The following is a 17,894-nucleotide window of genomic DNA, read 5'->3' on the forward strand; positions in this document are numbered from 1 at the left end:
CCGGCCGCCCGTCCCCGGCCGGTTCCGCGCCTGTCAGTGGCGGATGGCAGGATCGGTGTCATGTCCGATCTGCGCGATCAAGCTCCTGGAGCGGCCGGCGAAGCGGCTCCGTACGACGCCCTGCTGCTGCTCTCCTTCGGCGGCCCCGAGGGCCCGGACGACGTGGTCCCGTTCCTGGAGAACGTGACGCGTGGCCGGGGCATCCCCAAGGAGCGGCTCAAGGAGGTGGGGCAGCACTACTTCCTGTTCGGCGGGGTCAGCCCCATCAACGACCAGAACCGCGCCCTCCTGGACGCCCTGCGCAAGGACTTCGCGGAGAACAGCCTGGACCTCCCGGTCCACTGGGGCAACCGGAACTGGGCGCCGTACCTGACGGACACCCTGCGCGAGATGGCCCTGGCGGGCCACCGCCGCATCGCCGTGCTCACCACCAGCGCCTATGCGTCGTACTCGGGCTGCCGCCAGTACCGCGAGAACCTGGCGGACGCGCTGGGCGCGCTGGAGGCCGAGGGCATCGAGCCGCCGCGCGTGGACAAGCTGCGGCACTACTTCAACCACCCCGGCTTCGTGCGCCCGATGATCGACGGCGTCCTCGCCTCGCTCGCGGAGCTGCCCGAGGAGGTCCGCGCCGGCGCCCACCTCGCGTTCACCACCCACTCGATCCCGGACGCCTCCGCCGACGCCTCCGGCCCGGCCGGGGAGCACGGCGAGGGCGGCGCTTATGTGCGCGAGCACCTGGACGTGGCCCGGCTGATCGCCGACGCGGTGCGCGAGGAGACCGGGGCCGAGCGGCCCTGGGAGCTCGTCTACCAGTCCCGCTCCGGCGCCCCGCACATCCCCTGGCTGGAGCCGGATATCTGCGACCACCTGGAGGCGCTGCACGGCAAGGGCGTGCCGGCGGTCGTGATGGTGCCCATCGGCTTCGTCTCGGACCACATGGAGGTCCTGTACGACCTGGACACGGAGGCCACCGCCAAGGCCGCCGAGCTCGGTCTGCCGGTCGTGCGGTCCGCCACCGTGGGCGCGGACCCCCGGTTCGCCGCCGCCGTGCGCGAGCTCGTCCTGGAGCGGGCGGCGGCCGAGCGAGGCGAGCGCGCCGAGCGCTGCGCCCTCGGTGCCCTCGGCCCCTCGCACGACCTCTGCCCGGTCGGCTGCTGCCCGGCCCGCGCCCTCCGGCCCGCCGCGGCCGGCGCCGACAGCCCGTACGCGTAAGGAGCGACGATGACCGAGCCCCACACCGACCAGGCCGCGGAGCACGCGGAGCACGCGGAGCGCGCGGAGAACGCAGAGAACGCGGCGCTGCTGGCGCTGGCCCTGGAAGCCGCCCGCCGGGCCGGGGCGCTGCTGCGCGACGGCCGCCCCGACGACCTGGGCGTGGCCGCCACCAAGACGAGCTCCATCGACGTCGTGACCGAGATGGACATCGCCGCCGAGAAGCTGATCACCGGCTTCCTCTCCGAGCGCCGCCCCGCCGACGGCTTCCTCGGCGAGGAGGGCGCCTCCAGCGAGGGCACCAGCGGGGTCCGCTGGGTCATCGACCCGCTGGACGGCACCGTCAACTACCTGTACGGGCTGCCCACTTGGGCCGTCTCCATCGCCGCCGAGCGCGACGGCGTGCGGGTCGCGGGCGTGGTCGAGGCCCCGATGCGCGGCGAGACGTACCACGCGGTGCTCGGCGGCGGTGCCTTCCTCGGCGGGCGGCGGCTGCGCTGCCGCCCGGCCGCCCCGATCGAGCAGTCCCTGCTGGGCACCGGCTTCGCCTATGTGCAGTCGGTCCGGGCCCACCAGGCCTCCGTCGTGCAGCGGCTGATCCCGAGGTTCCGGGACATCCGGCGCGGCGGCTCGGCGGCGATCGACCTGTGCGACGTGGCGGCCGGCCGGCTGGACGCGTACTACGAGCGCGGCCTCAACCCCTGGGACCTGGCGGCGGGCGACCTCATCGCGCGCGAGGCGGGCGCCGTGACCGGCGGGCGCCCGGGCGACCCGGCCTCCCGGGAGCTGACGATCGCGGCGACCCCGGAGCTCTTCGGCCCGCTCCAGGCCCTGCTGGAGGAGCACGGCGCCTGGCACGACTGAGTGCGCCCCGGGCCCGGTCCCGGACAGCACTGACCCCCGGCGCCGACCTGCGGTGCCGGGGGTCCGTGCTGCGCGTCAGTGTGCCGCGGCCGCCACCTCGACGCCGTGTTCGGCGGCGAGGCGGTGAAGATCGTCGAGCTCGGCCTGCTCGACCTCCGCGAGGAAGTCGTCGCCGTTCTCTCGGGCCAGCGTGAGGTCCGTCTCCGTGGCTTTGATGCGCTGCAGCAGTCCTGCGGTGAATGCGTCCATGGTGCGCCCCCTCGTCGTGGGATCGGTGGCGGTGGCACTTGGGGGTGTGCCGACGGTGGGTCGTGATCACGAGCAGCAGGCAGTGGCGTGCCACATACAGGGCGTGATCGCGGGTGTGCAGTCGTCCTCCCCAGGCCCGGTGTACGAGAAACCTCAACTCGCGCGGCAATCCCGGGAATTCCCGGACGACCCGGGAATCCGCAGGTCGGGCCTCGCCTGGGCGGCGGCACCGTCTTACCGCCGGTTTATGGCCGTAAGGGGCAGGATGGAAGCGCACAGTCACTGTTTCTGTGCCCACAGAACCGCCCGTACGGGCTCAGGAACGCCCGCGCGGGCCCACAGGCGCCCACGGGGCACCGACGGCCCACCAGGGCTCATCAGGGAAGGACAAGCGCCGTGCGCGTACTCGTCGTCGAGGACGAGCAGCTGCTCGCCGATGCGGTGGCCACCGGACTGCGCCGGGAGGCAATGGCCGTCGACGTCGTGTACGACGGCGCCGCAGCCCTGGAGCGCATCGGGGTCAATGACTACGACGTGGTCGTGCTCGACCGGGACCTCCCGCTGGTGCACGGCGACGACGTCTGCCGCAAGATCGTCGAGCTGGGGATGCCCACCCGGGTCCTGATGCTGACCGCCTCCGGCGACGTCAGCGACCGGGTGGAGGGCCTGGAGATCGGCGCCGACGACTATCTGCCCAAGCCGTTCGCCTTCAGCGAGCTGACCGCCCGGGTGCGGGCCCTGGGCCGGCGCACCACCGTGCCGCTGCCGCCCATCCTGGAGCGCGCGGGCATCAAGCTCGACCCCAACCGCCGCGAGGTCTTCCGCGACGGCAAGGAGATCCAGCTGGCCCCCAAGGAGTTCGCGGTCCTGGAGGTGCTGATGCGCAGCGAGGGCGCGGTGGTCTCGGCCGAGCAGCTCCTGGAGAAGGCCTGGGACGAGAACACGGACCCGTTCACCAACGTGGTGCGCGTGACGGTCATGACACTGCGCCGCAAGCTCGGTGAGCCGCCCGTCATCGTCACCGTGCCGGGCTCGGGATACCGGATCTGACCGCGATGGCCACCACGCCCGCGCCACCGACGGCGCCACCGAAGCCGACCTGGGACCCCAGGGGCGCCGAACCGCCCTTCCCGTGGGTGCGCCCGACCATCCGGATAAGGCTCACCCTGCTCTACGGCGGCATGTTCATGATCGCGGGCATCCTGCTGCTCTCGATCATCTATCTGCTGGCGGCGACGGCCCTGCACTCCGGCAACGCGCCGTTCAAGATCCTCGGCGGGCAGAACGTGACCGTGCAGAGCGGCAGCTGCCAGATCCCGGGCACCGGCAACGCCCAGGAGTTCAACGAGGCGATCGGCCGCTGTGTGGCCCAGCAGCGCCAGCACGCGCTCGACGACCTGCTGACCCGCTCGCTGATGGCCCTGGTGGGCCTCAGCGTCATCGCCTTCGCCTTCGGGTACGCGATGGCGGGCCGCGTCCTGTCACCGCTGGGCCGGATCACCCGCACCGCCCGCCGGGTGGCCGGGACCGACCTGAGCCGGCGGATCGAGCTGGACGGCCCGGACGACGAGCTCAAGGAGCTCGCGGACACCTTCGACGACATGCTGGACCGCCTGGAGCGGGCCTTCACCGCCCAGCAGCGGTTCGTCGCCAACGCCTCGCACGAGCTGAGGACCCCGCTGGCGATCAACCGCACCCTCCTGGAGGTCCATCTCTCCGACCCAGGGGCGCCCATGGAGCTCCACCAGCTGGGCAAGACGCTCCTCGCCACCAACGAGCGCAGCGAGCAGCTGGTGGAGGGCCTGCTGCTGCTCGCCCGGAGCGAGAACGAGATCGTCGACCGCAAGCCGGTCGATCTGGCCGAGGTCGCCACCCGCGCCCTCGACCAGGCCCGCGGCGAGGCCCAGGCCAAGGGCGTGGAGATCCGCGGCGAGCGGGCCCTCGCGGTGGTCCAGGGCAATGGCGTGCTCCTTGAGCGGATCGCCCTCAACCTGGTGCAGAACGCCGTGCGCTACAACGTGCCGGAGGACGGCTGGGTCTCGGTCACCACCGAGCTCAAGGACGGCCAGGCGGTCCTGGTGGTCTCGAACACGGGGCCGGTGGTTCCCGCGTACGAGATCGACAACCTCTTCGAGCCGTTCAGGCGGCTGCGGACGGAGCGGACCGGGAGCGACAAGGGCGTCGGGCTCGGCCTGTCCATCGCCCGGTCCGTCGCGCGGGCCCACGGAGGCCGTATCATCGCGGAGCCCCGTGAGGGAGGCGGCCTCGTGATGCGTGTCACCCTGCCCGTCTGAGATGCTTTTCGACGCTGTCGAGAAGTTCGCTTTGAGCGGAATTTTCGGGACCCGTTCCGAAGATATTCGTGTGTGATCAATCACAGGGGCAAATTTCCGGCCATCTACTCTCCGTGATCAAGGCTTCCCCCGGAAAACCGGGAAAAGTCCGGGTTTCCGGGGGGTGAGATCACGGGAAGTACACGGGGTGACGCCCGTGAAGTGCGACATTCGGACCGTGTACGGTCCCGATCGCCATCCAAGACGATCACTCTTGAGGAGTGCGGCTGGGTGTCGATTGAGTAACAGACCTTGATGTGAGGCAAAATCTCCGCCTCGGGTCGGGCACAAGTCCGGCCTCTCACGCGTTACGTGCGCTGGAGACACCGCAACCACCCAGAGGGGGAGAGCGACATGGCAACGGACTACGACACCCCACGCAAGACCGATGACGACGTCGATTCCGACAGTCTTGAAGAACTGAAGGCCCGGCGGAACGACAAGTCCGCCTCGGCCGTCGACGTCGACGACTTCGAGGCCGCGGAGGGCATGGAACTGCCCGGCGCGGACCTTTCCAACGAGGAACTCGCCGTCCGGGTCCTGCCCAAGCAGGCCGACGAGTTCACCTGCATGAGCTGTTTCCTCGTGCACCACCGCAGCCAGCTGGCCAGGGAGAAGAACGGCCAGCCGATCTGCCGCGACTGCGACTGATCGGGCAGGCCGTGGCAGGCCGCGAACCGCCCCGGAAGCGACCGTTCCGGCGAAAGGGTGCCTCGGGTTCACCCGAGGTGTCACAGGGCGGCACAGGCCCGGCAGAGGGCGTCCAGACGCCCGCCGAGCCCTCCGCCCTCCCCGCGGTGAGCTCTGCCGCAGGTGTACAGGAGGACGAGCGGGGCCGGCCGGCCTCGCTCGAAGCAGCACTGGACGACCAGGCGGGGCCCGCGGCCGGGGCCCGACGCCTGGACGCCCTGCGCAGAGCCGCGACCACCAAGGGCGTCCCGGCCCTCAAGAAGGGGGTCCGCAGAAGCGGCGCGAGCGCCAGGGCCGGAATCGGGCATCTCGCCGACCGAGTGATCGAGATCGCCCCGCGCATTCCGGTGCGCGACCTGGCGACCCTGCGCCGGCAATTCCCGGGTCTCGGCCCGGAGGAAATCGCCGACAAACTGATCGCGGGCGCCGCGAACGCCACGTCCACCGTGGGCGCGGGCATCGGCGCCGCCGCGATGCTCCCCGTTCCGCCGGCCATGCCGGCCGAGCTGGCCGCCGAGATCACCGGCGTCGCCGCCATCGAACTGAAGCTCATCGCCGAGCTGCACGAGGTCTACGGGATGCGGCCGCCCGGCAATCTGAAAGAGCGCTCCATGGCGTATCTGACGTCCTGGACCGAGGAGCGCGGCGTCCAGATGACCAAACCGGCGACCATCAACGCGGCGCTCGGCGGGCAGATGAAGCGGGAGCTGCGCCAGCAGATCACCAAGCGCCTGGTCCGCAATCTGCCGAACCTGACGCCGTTCATGGTCGGGGCGGCGGTGGGGGCGGTGATGAACCGCCGCGACACCAAGAAGGTCGCGGGGCATGTCCGCGACGATCTGCGCAAGCACCAGGTGCCGTGGGAGGCCCTGGTGGAGCTCGCGCCCCTGGAGCAGCCCGCCGATCCGCTGCGGCCCGGGGAGATCCCGAAGGAGCTGGGGCGCTAGGCGCCTCGCCGGAGGCGTTGTCCGCTGACCGCGGGCCCTCTCGGGTGGTCGCGCGGATCCTCGCGCCCCTGAAAGCGCGACCCCAGCCTTCCGCGCGCCCCTAAAGAGCCGACCGCACCCCGTCCAGCGCCGCCTTGAGCGCCTGGGGGTCCCTCGTGGAGAGGTACGCGTACGGGGTCGGGTCCTCCGGGTCGGTGATCTCCACCCGTACCGCCGTCGGGATGTAGCTGCGCAGCAGCATGAACGCGCGGGGGTCGGCCTTGTGGAGGCGCCAGGCCCTGGCCTCCTCCGCGTCCAGCACCTCGGGCTCGCCGAGCGCGGTCACCGGGATGCGGGCGTCGCCCGCGACCAGCGTGCCCGCCACCACCCGGATCCGTACCGAACCGTACGAACTCACCACCACCGCGGCCGCCGCCGTGCCCCCGATGAGGCCCGCCAGGAGCGGCAGACCGCCCAGCGGGAGCAGCATCAGCGCGCACGCCACCCCGACCAGAGCGGCGATCAGCCACCACGAGCGGGGGGCGGTGAGGCGTTCGGTGTACTGAGGGGCGTTCGGCTGCATGACAGCAAGCTTGGCACGGCGCGACCGGCGCCCGGGACCGCGGGTAAGGTCAGCGGCTGTGACTGCTAGATCTGCGTCCCTGACGCCCCCGGCCGACGCGAAACCGCCGGTCCGGCACCCCGATGCGCCCGCTCCGGGCGAACTGCTCGGCGCGCACTACGAGCACTGCTTCGGCTGCGGCGGCGGGCAGCCCCACGGACTGCACCTGGAGGCGCGGGCCGGTGAGGGCGTGACCGTCACCGCCGAGTTCACCGTGCGCCCGGCCCACCAGGGCGCCCCCGGCCTCGCGCACGGCGGGGTACTCGCCACCGCGCTCGACGAGACGCTCGGCTCGCTGAACTGGCTGCTGCAGAGCATCGCGGTGACCGGCCGGCTGGAGACCGACTTCGTCAGGCCCGTGCCGGTGGACACCGTGCTGTTCCTGGAGGCCGAGGTCACCGCCGTCGACGGCCGGAAGATCTACTCCACGGCGACCGGGCGGATAGGCGGCCCCGACGGGCCGGTGGCGGTCCGGGCCGACGCCCTCTTCATCGAGGTGAAGGTCGACCACTTCATCGAGAACGGCCGCCCGCAGGAGATCCAGGCCGTCATGTCCGACCCCGACCAGGTCAGGCGCGCCCGCGCCTTCGAGGTGAACCCGTGACCCGTAACCCCGTAGACGTCCTCATCCGCCGAGTCGACCCGCAGGTGCCGATTCCGGCGTACGGGCACCCCGGCGACGCGGGGGCCGATCTCGTCACCACCGAGGCCGCCGAGCTCGCCCCCGGTGAGCGGGCGGTCCTGCCCACCGGGGTGAGTATCGCCCTGCCCGACGGGTACGCGGCCTTTGTGCATCCGAGATCCGGCCTGGCCGCACGCTGCGGTGTCGCCCTGGTGAATGCCCCGGGGACGGTGGATGCCGGGTACCGTGGGGAAATCAAGGTGATCGTGGTCAATCTCGACCCGCGCGAGACCGTGCGGTTCGAGCGATTCGACCGGATTGCCCAACTTGTCGTCCAGCAGGTCGAGAAGGTCCGCTTCCACGAGGTGGCGGAGCTTCCCGGCTCGGCTCGGGCCGAGGGGGGCTTCGGTTCCACCGGCGGTCATGCCGCCGTGGACGGCACAACGGGTGGGAATCGATACGCTTCGGTCGTATCCGACCGGGAAGGACAGTGACGTGTTCGGACGTCGCAAGAAGAGCGGATCCGCCGAGGACACGGCGGGCGAGGCCGAGCAGGTCGTCGACGGCATCGATGCTGAAGACGGCGACTACGCCGATGCCGACTACGCCGAAGGCTCCGCCGACGCGGACGAGCCGCGCAGGATGAACCTGCCGCCGGCGCCCCGGCCGGACGGTCCGTGGGACATCTCGGAGGTCTCCGAGGCCGGCGAGGGCCGGGTCGACCTGGGCGGCATCTTCGTCCCCGGGGTCGAGGGCATGGAGCTGCGGGTCGAGGTCGCGGGCGACGCGATCGTCGCGGCGACCGTGGTGCTGCGCGACAGCGCCGTACAGCTGCAGGCCTTCGCGGCCCCCAAGAACGAGGGCATCTGGGGCGAGGTCCGCGAGGAGATCGCCTCCGGCATCACCCAGCAGGGCGGCGTCATCGACGAGGTCGAGGGTCCCCTGGGCTGGGAGCTGCGGGCCCAGGTGCCCGTCCAGCTCCCGGACGGTACGAACGGTGCAGCTGGTCCGCTTCGTGGGTGTGGACGGGCCGCGCTGGTTCCTGCGCGGTGTGATCTCCGGCCAGGGCGCGGTGCAGCCGCAGGCCGCGGGGCTGCTTGAGCAGATCTTCCAGGACACGGTCGTCGTCCGCGGCGAGGGCCCGATGGCCCCGCGCGACCCGATCGTCCTGAAGCTGCCGGACGACGCGCAGATGATGCCCGACGGCGTCCAGCAGGAGGAGCAGGAGGGCTCGCGCTTCTCCGGCGGCATGGGCCAGCTCCAGCGCGGCCCGGAGATCACCGAGGTGCGCTGACCCCTTCCGGTCCTTCGGCGGGCCGCACCCCTTCCCGGACCCCCAACTCCCCCCACCCTTACGTATGTTCCGATCCGTTCAGAGAGGCCGTCCCATGGAAACCCATCAGCACCGCACCGACGCTCTGGTCGTCGGCAGCGGTTACGCCGGATCGATCGCGGCCCTGCGGCTCGCCGAGGCCGGGGTCGCCACGATCGTGCTGGAGCGCGGCCGCCGCTGGACGGTCGGCGGCGACGGCGACACCTTCGCCACCCAGCACCGGCCCGACGGCCGCGCGTCCTGGCTGGGCCCGAAGTCCCCGCTCACCGACCAGACGCTCGACATCTACCCCGGCGTCCTCGAATCCCTGGAGGGCGAGGGGCTGACGATGATCGCCGCGGCCGGTGTCGGCGGCGCCTCGCTGCTCAGCAACGGCACCATGGTCGAACCCTCGCCCGAGCTGTTCCGGCGGGCCTTCGGGGACCATCTCGACCACCAGGAGATGCACGACGTCTGGTATCCGCAGGCCAGGGAGCTGATCGGCTGCTCCCCGATACCGAAGGACGTCCTGGACTCCGACTTCTACCGCTCCTCGCGCGACTTCATGGACCAGCTGGAGCGCGCGGGCATCCCCTACGACCTGGTCGACCTGGCCGTCGACTGGGACGTGATCCGCGAGGAGATGGCCGGGCGCCGGGTCGCCTCGCACATCGCCGGGCTCAACGTCTTCGGGGTGAACAGCGGCGCCCAGCGCAGCATGGACCTCACCGTGCTGGCCCGCGCCGAGGCCACGGGCCGTGTCGAGGTGCGCCCGCTCAGCGTGGTCACCGGGATCCGCCCGGACGGCGAGGGCCACCTCGTCTCGTACGACGAACTGGACGAGCGCGGCACCCTGGTGGCCCGCCACGAGGTGCACACCGCCCATCTGGTCCTGGCGGCGGGCACCCTGGGCACCACCCGGCTGCTGCTGCGCGCCAAGGCCCTCGGGCACCTGCCGGGCCTGGACGCCTCGGTGGGCACCCGGGTCGGCAACAGCGAGGTGATCACCGCACGGACGGGGATGGCTCCCAACAACCCGGCGCAGGGCGGCCCGTGCTCGGTCATCGTCAAGGACTGGCAGGACAACCCGCACGCCCCGGTGACCCTGCTCAACTTCCCCTGGGTGGACGCCCCGTCCGACGAGGGGTGGATCACCACGATCGGCGCCTCGCCGACCGAGCCGCTGGGCTCCTTCCGGTACGACGCAGTCAAGGACGACGTCGTCCTCAACTGGCCGGTGGAGGACCCGCGCGCGGTGCGCGCCACCCACGCGGTCAAGCACACCCTGGACCGCCTCAACGCGGCCACCCCGGGCAGCAGGACGGCCTTCAACCGTATCGGCACCACGGGCGGAAACGTGGTGGGCGGTGTGCCGGTCGGCCTCGCCACCGCCGCCGACGGCAGTGTGCGCGGCGCGCGCAACCTGTACGTCGTCGACAGCTCGCTGCTGCACGGCTCGTCCGGCGCCGTACCGCCGGCGCTGACCATCTCGGCGGTCGCGGCCCGTGTGGCGTCGCTGCTCGTGGCCTCGGTGACGCGCGCCTGATGTTCCCTCGTCCGTGAGCGGGCATACGAGAGGGGCTCCCCCGATGGTTTCGGGGGAGCCCCTTCCTCGTGCCTCGCGGTGCGAAGTGCCGTGCCCTCAGCGGAAGTTCGGGATGACCTGCTCGGCGAAGAGCCGGGCGGTGCGGGCCGTCTCCTCGTAGGGCGGGTTGCCGGAGATCATCTGAAGGCTGATGGTGACGTCGCCGTACCACTCGCGGATGGTGCGCAGCCGCTCGGTGACCTCCTCGGGGGTGCCGACCAGCGTCTTGTTCTCCGCCACCGACTTGTCGAAGTCGGACTTCTTGATCTTGTCGACGATGGCCTCGTACCCGGCGTACCCCTCGCTGCGGCGGGTGCCCCAGGCGGCGACGGCGTCGACCATCACGGCGTTGGTGCGCTGCGAGTACTCACGGCCCTTGGCCATGGCCTCGGCGGAGTCCTCGCTGAGGTAGCAGCCGTAGCTCAGGTGCACCTCGTCGCCGCCCGGCGCGTGGCCCGCCTCCGCGTACGCCTTGCGGTACAGGGTGAGCATCTCCTGCACCTTCTCGCGCTTGGAGATGGACGGCACGAGCAGCAGCCCGTGGCCGTCGTGGCCGGCCTGCTCGCAGGACGAGGGCGTGATGGCCGCGGCCACCAGGATCCTCGGGTGCGGGCGCTGGTAGGGCCGGGGAAGCAGAGTGACCGGCCCGAACTTGTAGAACTCGCTGTCCCAGACCACGTTCTCCTCGGCCCAGAGCTTCTGGCAGGCCCGCAGACCGTCCAGGAAGCGCGGCCGGCTCTCGTCCATGGCCAGCTCGAAGGCGTCGAACTCGTCGGGCAGGAAGGCCCGGCCGAAGCCCACCTGGAGGCGGCCCTTGGAGATGTTGTCCAGCATGGCGAGCTTGCCGGCCAGCTTCAGCGGGTGCGTGAACGCCGGGATCACCGCGCCGGTCACCAGCTTGATGCGGCTGGTGCGGGCGGCCGCCGCGGCCAGGAAGGTGACCGGGTCGGGGCTGTAGCCGCCGTACTTGAAGAAGTAGTGCTCCACGGTCTTGACGTGGTCGTAGCCGAGCTCCTCGGCCAGCTCCACGAGCCGCAGGGCCTCGTCGAAGTACACGTCGGCCGGCTTCTCCTCGGGGCCGACGGTGGGGAAGAAGTTGATACCGAATTCCATTGCTACTCCATGACGTTGGGGTGTGCGGTGACGTGGGGGTGTCCGGTGACGTGGGGGCGTCCGGTCAGAACACGACTCCGGCGCCGCCGTCCACCGGCAGCACGAGGCCGGTGGCGAAGGACGCCTCGGGGCGGGCGAGGTGGACCAGCCACCAGGCGATCTCCTCGGGTTGGCCGACCCGGCCGAGCGGGACCCGCGCGCGCTGCCGCTCGCGCATCCGCTCGATGCCGGCGGCGTCAAGACCGGCGTGCTCGCCGATGGGTGTCTCCACGGGCCCGGGCGCCACGGCGGCGACCCGGATGCCGCGCGGCGCCAGTTCCAGCGCCCAGGTGCGGGTGAGGAAGTCCAGCGCCGCCTTGGTGGCGCCGTAGACGGAATGGCCGGGCCAGCCGCGCTGGTTGCCGGCGGTGGTGACGTTGAGGACGGTGCCCTTGGCCGCTTCCAGGTGGGGGAGCGCCTCCTGGGTGAGGAAGAGCGGCGCGAGCAGGTTGGTGGCGACCTGGCGGTGGGCGTCGTCCGCCTCGACGGTGCCGAGCGGGGCGGAGCGCATGGTGACCGCGTTGTTCACCAGGACGTCCAGAGCGCCCAGTTCGCGCACGGCCGCCTCGACGACCAGGCGCGGTCCCTCCGGCGCCGAGATGTCGGCGGCGAACGGGTGGATCCCGGGGCGTCCGGCCGCGGTCTCCGCCAGCCGGGCGGCCCCGCGTCCCACCACCAGGACGTGGGCGCCCTCGTCGGCGAAGGCGTGCGCCACCGCCCGGCCGATGCCGGTGCCGGCCCCGGTGACGACGACGCACCGCCCGGTCAGGCCCGTGTCCGCGCCCGTGGCCGGCCCGCTCACAGCTCGGTGCGCTCTCCGTCGGTGCCCACCGGCGACCACCACAGATTGCCGCGCGTGACACCGTCGGCGAACAGGGCGCTGCGGCCCTCGACGATCTTGCCGTTCTCCCAGCGCAGCATGTGCACGCCCTCGACCTGGAGCCGCTCGTACGGGGAGACGGTCCCCTCCTCGGCGTGCGCGCGGTAGCCGTCGAGCCGGTAGATGTCGACGGAGATGCCCTCCGCCTCGTTGATCAGGATGCTCAGCGTCTCGGCCTCGATGCGGCCGGCGCACGCCTCGCCCAGCTTGCCCATCTTCTGGAGGTAGTCGTCCAGGCCGTTGAACCAGCCGGCGAACTGGTGGTTGCCGGGCATCTGGAAGCGCAGGTCCTCGGACCAGTATTCGGTGATCTTGTTCCGGTCGCCGGTCATGAGGGCCGCGTAGGCAGCCTCCACCCGCTCACGTGTCAGATCGGCCATGGTGTTCCTCCTGCTCGGTGCCGGTGTGCGAACCGGCCACGCTGTCATGGGAGTTGACCCGGTGCCGGACGAGCCAGCCGTCGTCGTGACGGACCAGCTCGTCCCGCCCGGTGGTGCTCAAGTGGAGCTCGCAGGGCCCGCCGCGCGGGGTCTGGACGAGCACCGCGTCATAGCGGGTGTGCACCGCGCCGTCCGGGACCGGCCGCACGGTCAGCATCCCGATCAGATACCGCCGTACCCGCCCGTCCGCCCGGCGCTCGCCGACCGCCCCGCGGGCCGCCGCCAGGATGGCGGCGCGCCCGGTGCGTACGGGCGGCGCGTTCCCGGCGAAGACCTTGTCCGCCGGGGCCTCCTGCTCGAAGACGGCGTCCTCGGTGAAGGTGAGCGCCCAGCGGTCCACGTCGCCCGCGCCGAGCAGCCGCACCTGGCGGGCGTAGAACCGCTGGATCTCGTCGTAGAGGCGGCCGTCGGCGGTCTCCGGGTCCGGGGGCGCCATCGGTTCAGGCCCCGTCGTGGTTGATGTCGCGGTGCTTGATCAGCCACCGGCCGGCCCGCCGGACCAGCACGTCCTCGCCGGTGGTGCTCAGATACACCGAGGCCTTGCCGCCGTGCGGGGTCTCGAAGACCACCGCGTAGTACTGGGTGCGGACCGCCTCCTCGTCACCCGCCTCGGCGCTCTCGGGGGTGGCGACCACCATGGAGAACCAGTGGCGGCGCTGCACATTGCGCCCGGCGAGCCGGTCGACGCCGCGCCGCATCGAGGTGGCGATGTGCGAACGGCCCTTCCACGGCTCGGGCTTGACGTTCTGCGCGAACACCCCGTCCTCGGTGAAGCCCTGCGCCCAGTCCTCCGCGGCGCCCGCGTCGAGCAGCTGCATATGGCGGGCGTAGAACTGGAGGATCTGGGCGTACGTGTCCGCCGAGACGGCGGGCACATGGGTGCCGGCGGACGCCATCACCGCGGCGACGTCGGGGGTCACCGGGCCGCTCCGGCCTGGCGGGCGACGCCCTCGACCACGACGTCGCTCAGGTGCGGCTCGCCCTTGATGACGGTGCCGAGCGCCTTGAGGCGGGCCCGGAACTCCGGCTCGGCGAGCGCCGTGTCGAAGGACTCCTTGCTGTCCCACTCGGCCACGTTGAAGTAGATGCCCGGCTCCTTCTGGGAGCGGATCAGCTGGTAGCGGATCAGTCCGGGCTGCTCCTCCATGAACTCGGCGACGTGCGCGTAGATCCGCTCCAGCTCCTCGGGCTTGCCGATGAGCGTCAGCTTGTTGACGAAGACGACCACGAAGACTCCTCGTTAGGGCGAACGGTGACACCCGGCCACCGGTGCGGGCCGGTGCCCGAGGACTCCGGACCGCGGGGTGGTGGTGGCCCCGGGGCGCTCTCCACCCTCCGCTCCGCCGCTGATGCCTGGTTGGTGACTCGTTGGAGGAACGACGGCGCCGTACGCCACGACCGGGCCCCCAGTCCGTCGGCATCGCGCCCCGATCCGGTCACCGTCCCGGCTGCCGATGCTGAAGGCACCGTCTTGTCCACCGAACCCGGGAGTGTCCGTGTCCGAGGCATCCGTGCCCGTCCTCATCGCCGGCGGCGGTCTGTCAGGCCTGTCCACCGCGCTCTTCCTCGGCCTGCACGGCGTCCGGCCGCTGCTGGTCGAGAAACACCCCGGCACCTCCGTCGTGATGAAGGCGCGCGGGCAGTACCCGCACACCATGGAGGCGCTGCGCATCGGCGGCGTGGCCGACCGGATCACCGCGGCGTCGCCGGGCGGCACCGGCGACTTCTACATGGCGCTCGCCGAGACCCTCTCCGGCCCGGTGCTGCGCGGCATCATGACGCAGGGCGAGATGAGCATGGGCCATGTCTCGCCCGAGGACTGGGCGATGGCGAGCCAGGAGCACACCGAGGTCATCCTGGCCGAGCGCGCCCGTGAGCTCGGCGCCGAGCTCGCCTTCGGCACCGAGCTGGTCTCCTTCACCCAGGACGCCGACGGGGTGACCGCGCTCCTGCGCGACGTGGCCACCGGCGCCGAACGCACCGTGCGCGCCGCCCACATGGTGGCGGCGGACGGCCGCAAGAGCCCGGCGCGCCGGGCCCTGGGCGTCGGTGTCCACGGGCGGGGCCGTCTGGGCGAGGTCTTCCGGGTCTTCTTCGACGCGGACATGAGCGGCCCGCTGAAGGGGCTGGAAGGCGGGGTGACCGAGGGCCGCAGGTTCGCCCTGTTCCACCTCCTGCAGCCGGTGCCGGGCGTCTTCTACACCACGGACATCCCCGGCCGCTACGGCTACATCCACGGGATGACCAAGGACCAGCCCCACTTCCGCGACTTCACCGAGGAGCGGTGCGCCGCCCTCGTACGCACCGGTCTTGGCATGCCCGACCTGGAGCTGACGGTGGCGGGCTCGGGCCGCACCGAGATCGTGTGCGAGGTCGCGGACCGGTTCTCCGTGGGGCGCGTGCACCTGGTGGGCGACGCCGCCAAGGTGGTGCCCGCACCCGGCGGGCTCGGCGGGAACACGGCCGTCATGGACGGCTTCTACCTGGCGTGGAAGCTGGCCATGACCGTCCGCGGGCAGGCCGGCCCCGGACTGCTCGCCAGCCATGACGCGGAGCGCAGGCCGGTCTCCGACATGATCGCGGAGCAGCAGTTCGCCAACACGGTGGAGCGCCTGGGCCCCGACCTCGACGACGGTACGGCGGCCGAGGTCATCCACCCGGTCGTCCAGGTCTTCGGCTACCGCTGCGCCCAGGGCGCCGTGGCCCTGGAGCCGGGCGACGAGGGCGAGCTCCTCGAAGACCCGACGGCCCCCACCGGCCGCCCCGGCTCACGGGCGCCGTATGTGCCGCTCGACGGCGGCGGCTCCACCACCGCCCTGTTCGGCCGCTCCTTCGTCCTGCTCGCCGGGGCCGACGCCACCGGCTGGGAGGAGGCGGCGAAGAGCGCGGCCGCGCTGCTCGGCATCGACATCGCCGTGCACCGGGCGAGCGGCTGGGAGAAGAGCTACGGCGTGACGCCCTCGGGCGCGGCCCTGGTGCGCCCCGACCGCTTCGTCGCCTGGCGCGCGGCCGACGACTCGGGCACCGGGGGCCTGGAGGCCGCCCTGCGCACGGTCCTCGACCGCCCCGCCCACTGACCACCGCACGTTCCCAACCAGCTGAATCGGAGACACCCATGACCATTCTGGTGACCGGGGCGACCGGCAACGTCGGCGGCAAGGTGCTGGCGCGCCTGCACGCGGCGGGCCATTCCGTACGGGCCCTGACCCGCGACCCGGCCCGCGCCCACCTGCCGGCCGGTGTCGAGGTGGTGGGCGCCGACATGGGCCTGCCGGACACGCTCCCGGACGCGCTCGACGGCGTACACAAGGTGTTCCTCATGTCGCTGGGCCACAACAAGCGCACCCACGACGCGAACCTGGTGGCCGTCGCGCGCAAGACGGGGGTGGAGCACATCGTGCAGCTGTCCACGCTCGGTGTCGCGGAGGTCGAGGAGGAGAACGACACCCCGCTGGGCCTGTGGCACCGCCAGGCCGAGAAGGCGCTCACGGAGTCGGGCCTGGCCTGGACGATCCTGCGGCCCAACGGCTTTATGACGCACGCCCTGGGCTGGGCGGAGGCGGCGCGCGGAGACGGTGTGGTGCGCAGCCCCGTCGCCGATCTGCCCGAGGCGCTGGTCGACCCGGAGGACATCGCCGATGTCGCCGTGCGCGCGCTGACCGAGCCCGGTCACGAGGGCCGCACCTACGCGCTGACCGGCCCCGAGGCTCTGACGGCACGTCAGCAGGTGGAGGTGCTGGGCGCGGTGCTCGGCCGCGGGCTGCGCTTCGAGCAGATCTCCATCGAGGAGCACCGCGCCGTCATGGCGGGCCTGTACGGGGAGGCGACCGCAAACGGCGTGGTGGCGGCGCTGCGCAAGGCGCTCGAATCGGGCGACGACTTCCGCGGGCGGCTGTTCCCGGACGCGCGGCGCGTGCTGGGCCGCCCGGCGCGCAGCTTCCGGGACTGGGCCGAGGCGCACAAGGGCGACTTCGCCTGAGCCCCGGCAGTGGCTGAACTGCCTTGACCGGCAAGCCCGTTACGGCACAGTGCCCGGCGTCCATCCGATGGACGCCGGGCACTGCCGTGCTCGCCGAGGGGGTGCGCCCGCTGTCAGGCCGCGGCCCGCGAGAAGGCCCGGGTGCGCTTCTCGTAGCGCGGGCGCCACACGGCCTTGAAGAGGAAGCGCACCGGCGGCGGGACCACCGCGAGCGCGGTGTGCTTCGTCTCCTCCGAGGCGCCGTCGAGCACCCAGGGGAAGTACAGGGCGCCGCCCTTGAGCCCCAGCATCCGCCGCTGCTCGGCGCCGAACGTGTCGTACTCCTGGGCGCTGAGCACCTCAAGGACGATCGGCAGGGCCGCCCGCTCCTCGTGGTCGAGGTGGTGGGCCAGCTTGTCGGCCACCGCGGCGATCAGCGCGGGCAGCCGGTCCTGCCGGCGCTGCGCCAGTACGTCCTCGACGGCCTCCAGCATCGGGTCGATCGCCTCGTGCTCGGCGTCCATGTCGTCGAGCATCCGCAACTGCGCCGGACTGTCGGCGAGCTTGGCGCGCATCAGCGGCCACAGCACCTTGTCCTCGGCGGTGTGGTGGATCGTCAGAAAGGTCTGGAAGGTCTCCCACCCGGTCCGGAAGGCCGAGCCGGGCGCGGTGCCGTTCTCCCGGGCGGCCGCGGCCAGCAGGCCCAGATCACGCCGGAAGGCGTCGTGGGTCGCGTACATCAGCGTCAGGTCGGGCTGGACGCGGCCCTCGGTGGCGGTCATGGCAGGAGTCCTCTCGCATACGGGATACGGGTGTCGCTGCGGATGGCCCGGCGGTGGGGGAGACGGCGGGCCGGCACCCAGCGGTGCACGGTGTTCCGAACCTGTGGAACAGCATGCCCCACACCGAGATGTGGGGCAAGTTGTTCCATAGACTGGATCGGTGCAGACTGTCGGCAACGGGTCGCGCCGCGCGGCGCTTCGTACCGTCGAGGGGTGTGACCTGCGCATACGCCGCCGCGCCGGGACATGCCCAGTGGGCCGTGCGCC

General features: G+C 72.0%; 20 protein-coding genes and 1 pseudogene. 12 read left to right on the top strand and 9 right to left on the bottom strand.

The window, feature by feature from the left end; genetic code table 11:
* The first annotated feature begins 60 nt into the window (after window positions 1-60).
* Window positions 61-1,212, top strand: coding sequence for a ferrochelatase (locus A8W25_RS24865; RefSeq protein WP_067165168.1), 1,152 nt, complete (start codon window positions 61-63; stop codon window positions 1,210-1,212).
* A 9-nt stretch (window positions 1,213-1,221) separates the two neighbouring features.
* Window positions 1,222-2,076 carry an inositol monophosphatase family protein gene (locus tag A8W25_RS24870; RefSeq protein WP_079126356.1) on the top strand — a complete coding sequence of 285 codons (855 nt, stop codon included), beginning with the start codon at window positions 1,222-1,224 and terminating at the stop codon, window positions 2,074-2,076.
* Window positions 2,077-2,151: 75 nt separating this feature from the next.
* Here the strand turns inward: A8W25_RS24870 and A8W25_RS34505 are convergent, their stop codons facing one another.
* The gene (locus A8W25_RS34505) at window positions 2,152-2,325 is read right to left on the bottom strand and encodes a hypothetical protein (RefSeq protein ID WP_180357287.1); all 174 of its coding nucleotides are present in this window, start codon (window positions 2,323-2,325) and stop codon (window positions 2,152-2,154) included.
* Between the two features lie 396 nt (window positions 2,326-2,721).
* Between A8W25_RS34505 and A8W25_RS24875 the strand changes: the two genes are divergently transcribed.
* The 4 genes from A8W25_RS24875 to A8W25_RS24890 all read left to right on the top strand — a co-directional run bounded on the left by A8W25_RS24875 (window position 2,722) and on the right by A8W25_RS24890 (window position 6,295).
* Window positions 2,722-3,375, top strand: coding sequence for a response regulator transcription factor (locus A8W25_RS24875; protein WP_067165171.1), 654 nt, complete (start codon window positions 2,722-2,724; stop codon window positions 3,373-3,375).
* Window positions 3,376-3,380: 5 nt separating this feature from the next.
* Window positions 3,381-4,619, top strand: coding sequence for a sensor histidine kinase (locus A8W25_RS24880; protein WP_067165174.1), 1,239 nt, complete (start codon window positions 3,381-3,383; stop codon window positions 4,617-4,619).
* A gap of 393 nt (window positions 4,620-5,012) precedes the next feature.
* A complete protein-coding gene (locus A8W25_RS24885; protein ID WP_067165176.1) occupies window positions 5,013-5,309 on the top strand; it encodes a DUF4193 domain-containing protein in 297 nt (98 codons plus the stop codon).
* Window positions 5,310-5,320: 11 nt separating this feature from the next.
* Entirely contained in the window at window positions 5,321-6,295 is a 975-nt protein-coding gene (locus tag A8W25_RS24890; protein WP_079126357.1) for a hypothetical protein, read from the top strand.
* A 100-nt stretch (window positions 6,296-6,395) separates the two neighbouring features.
* Here the strand turns inward: A8W25_RS24890 and A8W25_RS24895 are convergent, their stop codons facing one another.
* A complete protein-coding gene (locus A8W25_RS24895) occupies window positions 6,396-6,857 on the bottom strand; it encodes a DUF3093 domain-containing protein (protein WP_067165181.1) in 462 nt (153 codons plus the stop codon).
* Window positions 6,858-6,915: 58 nt separating this feature from the next.
* Here A8W25_RS24895 and A8W25_RS24900 point away from each other — a divergent pair, with 58 nt between their 5' ends.
* From A8W25_RS24900 to A8W25_RS24915, 4 genes and pseudogenes are all read left to right on the top strand, one after another.
* Window positions 6,916-7,500 (top strand): PaaI family thioesterase, encoded by a 585-nt coding sequence (locus A8W25_RS24900; protein WP_067165184.1) that lies wholly within the window; start codon window positions 6,916-6,918, stop codon window positions 7,498-7,500.
* Window positions 7,497-8,012: a dUTP diphosphatase gene (gene dut, locus A8W25_RS24905; protein ID WP_067165186.1), complete on the top strand. Its 516-nt coding sequence runs from the start codon at window positions 7,497-7,499 to the stop codon at window positions 8,010-8,012. The genes A8W25_RS24900 and dut overlap by 4 nt, the downstream gene beginning before the upstream one ends.
* A 1-nt stretch (window position 8,013) precedes the next feature.
* Window positions 8,014-8,812: pseudogene (locus tag A8W25_RS24910) on the top strand (DUF3710 domain-containing protein).
* A 94-nt stretch (window positions 8,813-8,906) separates the two neighbouring features.
* Entirely contained in the window at window positions 8,907-10,376 is a 1,470-nt protein-coding gene (locus A8W25_RS24915; protein ID WP_067165188.1) for an FAD-binding protein, read from the top strand.
* 96 nt (window positions 10,377-10,472) lie between these two features.
* Here the strand turns inward: A8W25_RS24915 and A8W25_RS24920 are convergent, their stop codons facing one another.
* From A8W25_RS24920 to A8W25_RS24945, 6 genes are all read right to left on the bottom strand, one after another.
* The gene (locus tag A8W25_RS24920; protein ID WP_067165190.1) at window positions 10,473-11,528 is read right to left on the bottom strand and encodes an LLM class flavin-dependent oxidoreductase; all 1,056 of its coding nucleotides are present in this window, start codon (window positions 11,526-11,528) and stop codon (window positions 10,473-10,475) included.
* A 64-nt stretch (window positions 11,529-11,592) separates the two neighbouring features.
* On the bottom strand, window positions 11,593-12,369 hold the full coding sequence (locus A8W25_RS24925; RefSeq protein WP_234386564.1) for an SDR family NAD(P)-dependent oxidoreductase: 777 nt from the start codon (window positions 12,367-12,369) through the stop codon (window positions 11,593-11,595).
* Window positions 12,366-12,827, bottom strand: a complete 462-nt coding sequence (locus A8W25_RS24930) for a nuclear transport factor 2 family protein (protein ID WP_067165192.1) — start codon at window positions 12,825-12,827, stop codon at window positions 12,366-12,368. Before A8W25_RS24930 ends, A8W25_RS24925 begins: the two co-directional genes overlap by 4 nt.
* A complete protein-coding gene (locus tag A8W25_RS24935) occupies window positions 12,808-13,323 on the bottom strand; it encodes a nuclear transport factor 2 family protein (protein WP_067165194.1) in 516 nt (171 codons plus the stop codon). The genes A8W25_RS24930 and A8W25_RS24935 overlap by 20 nt, the downstream gene beginning before the upstream one ends.
* Window positions 13,324-13,327: 4 nt before the next feature.
* Window positions 13,328-13,807, bottom strand: a complete 480-nt coding sequence (locus tag A8W25_RS24940; RefSeq protein ID WP_234386565.1) for a nuclear transport factor 2 family protein — start codon at window positions 13,805-13,807, stop codon at window positions 13,328-13,330.
* The gene (locus A8W25_RS24945) at window positions 13,804-14,115 is read right to left on the bottom strand and encodes an antibiotic biosynthesis monooxygenase family protein (RefSeq protein WP_067165195.1); all 312 of its coding nucleotides are present in this window, start codon (window positions 14,113-14,115) and stop codon (window positions 13,804-13,806) included. The genes A8W25_RS24940 and A8W25_RS24945 overlap by 4 nt, the downstream gene beginning before the upstream one ends.
* Window positions 14,116-14,383: 268 nt before the next feature.
* Here A8W25_RS24945 and A8W25_RS24950 point away from each other — a divergent pair, with 268 nt between their 5' ends.
* Together A8W25_RS24950 and A8W25_RS24955 are read left to right on the top strand one after the other, a co-directional pair.
* Window positions 14,384-15,964: an FAD-dependent monooxygenase gene (locus A8W25_RS24950; protein ID WP_234386566.1), complete on the top strand. Its 1,581-nt coding sequence runs from the start codon at window positions 14,384-14,386 to the stop codon at window positions 15,962-15,964.
* A 38-nt stretch (window positions 15,965-16,002) separates the two neighbouring features.
* Window positions 16,003-16,866, top strand: a complete 864-nt coding sequence (locus tag A8W25_RS24955) for an SDR family oxidoreductase (protein WP_067165201.1) — start codon at window positions 16,003-16,005, stop codon at window positions 16,864-16,866.
* A gap of 113 nt (window positions 16,867-16,979) precedes the next feature.
* On the opposite strand, the gene A8W25_RS24960 is transcribed toward A8W25_RS24955, so the two are convergent.
* On the bottom strand, window positions 16,980-17,627 hold the full coding sequence (locus A8W25_RS24960) for a hemerythrin domain-containing protein (protein ID WP_067165203.1): 648 nt from the start codon (window positions 17,625-17,627) through the stop codon (window positions 16,980-16,982).
* Window positions 17,628-17,894 lie beyond the last annotated feature (267 nt).

It is taken from the genome of Streptomyces sp. ERV7 (genome assembly GCF_001653515.1).
Taxonomy (GTDB): Bacteria; Actinomycetota; Actinomycetes; order Streptomycetales; family Streptomycetaceae; genus Streptomyces.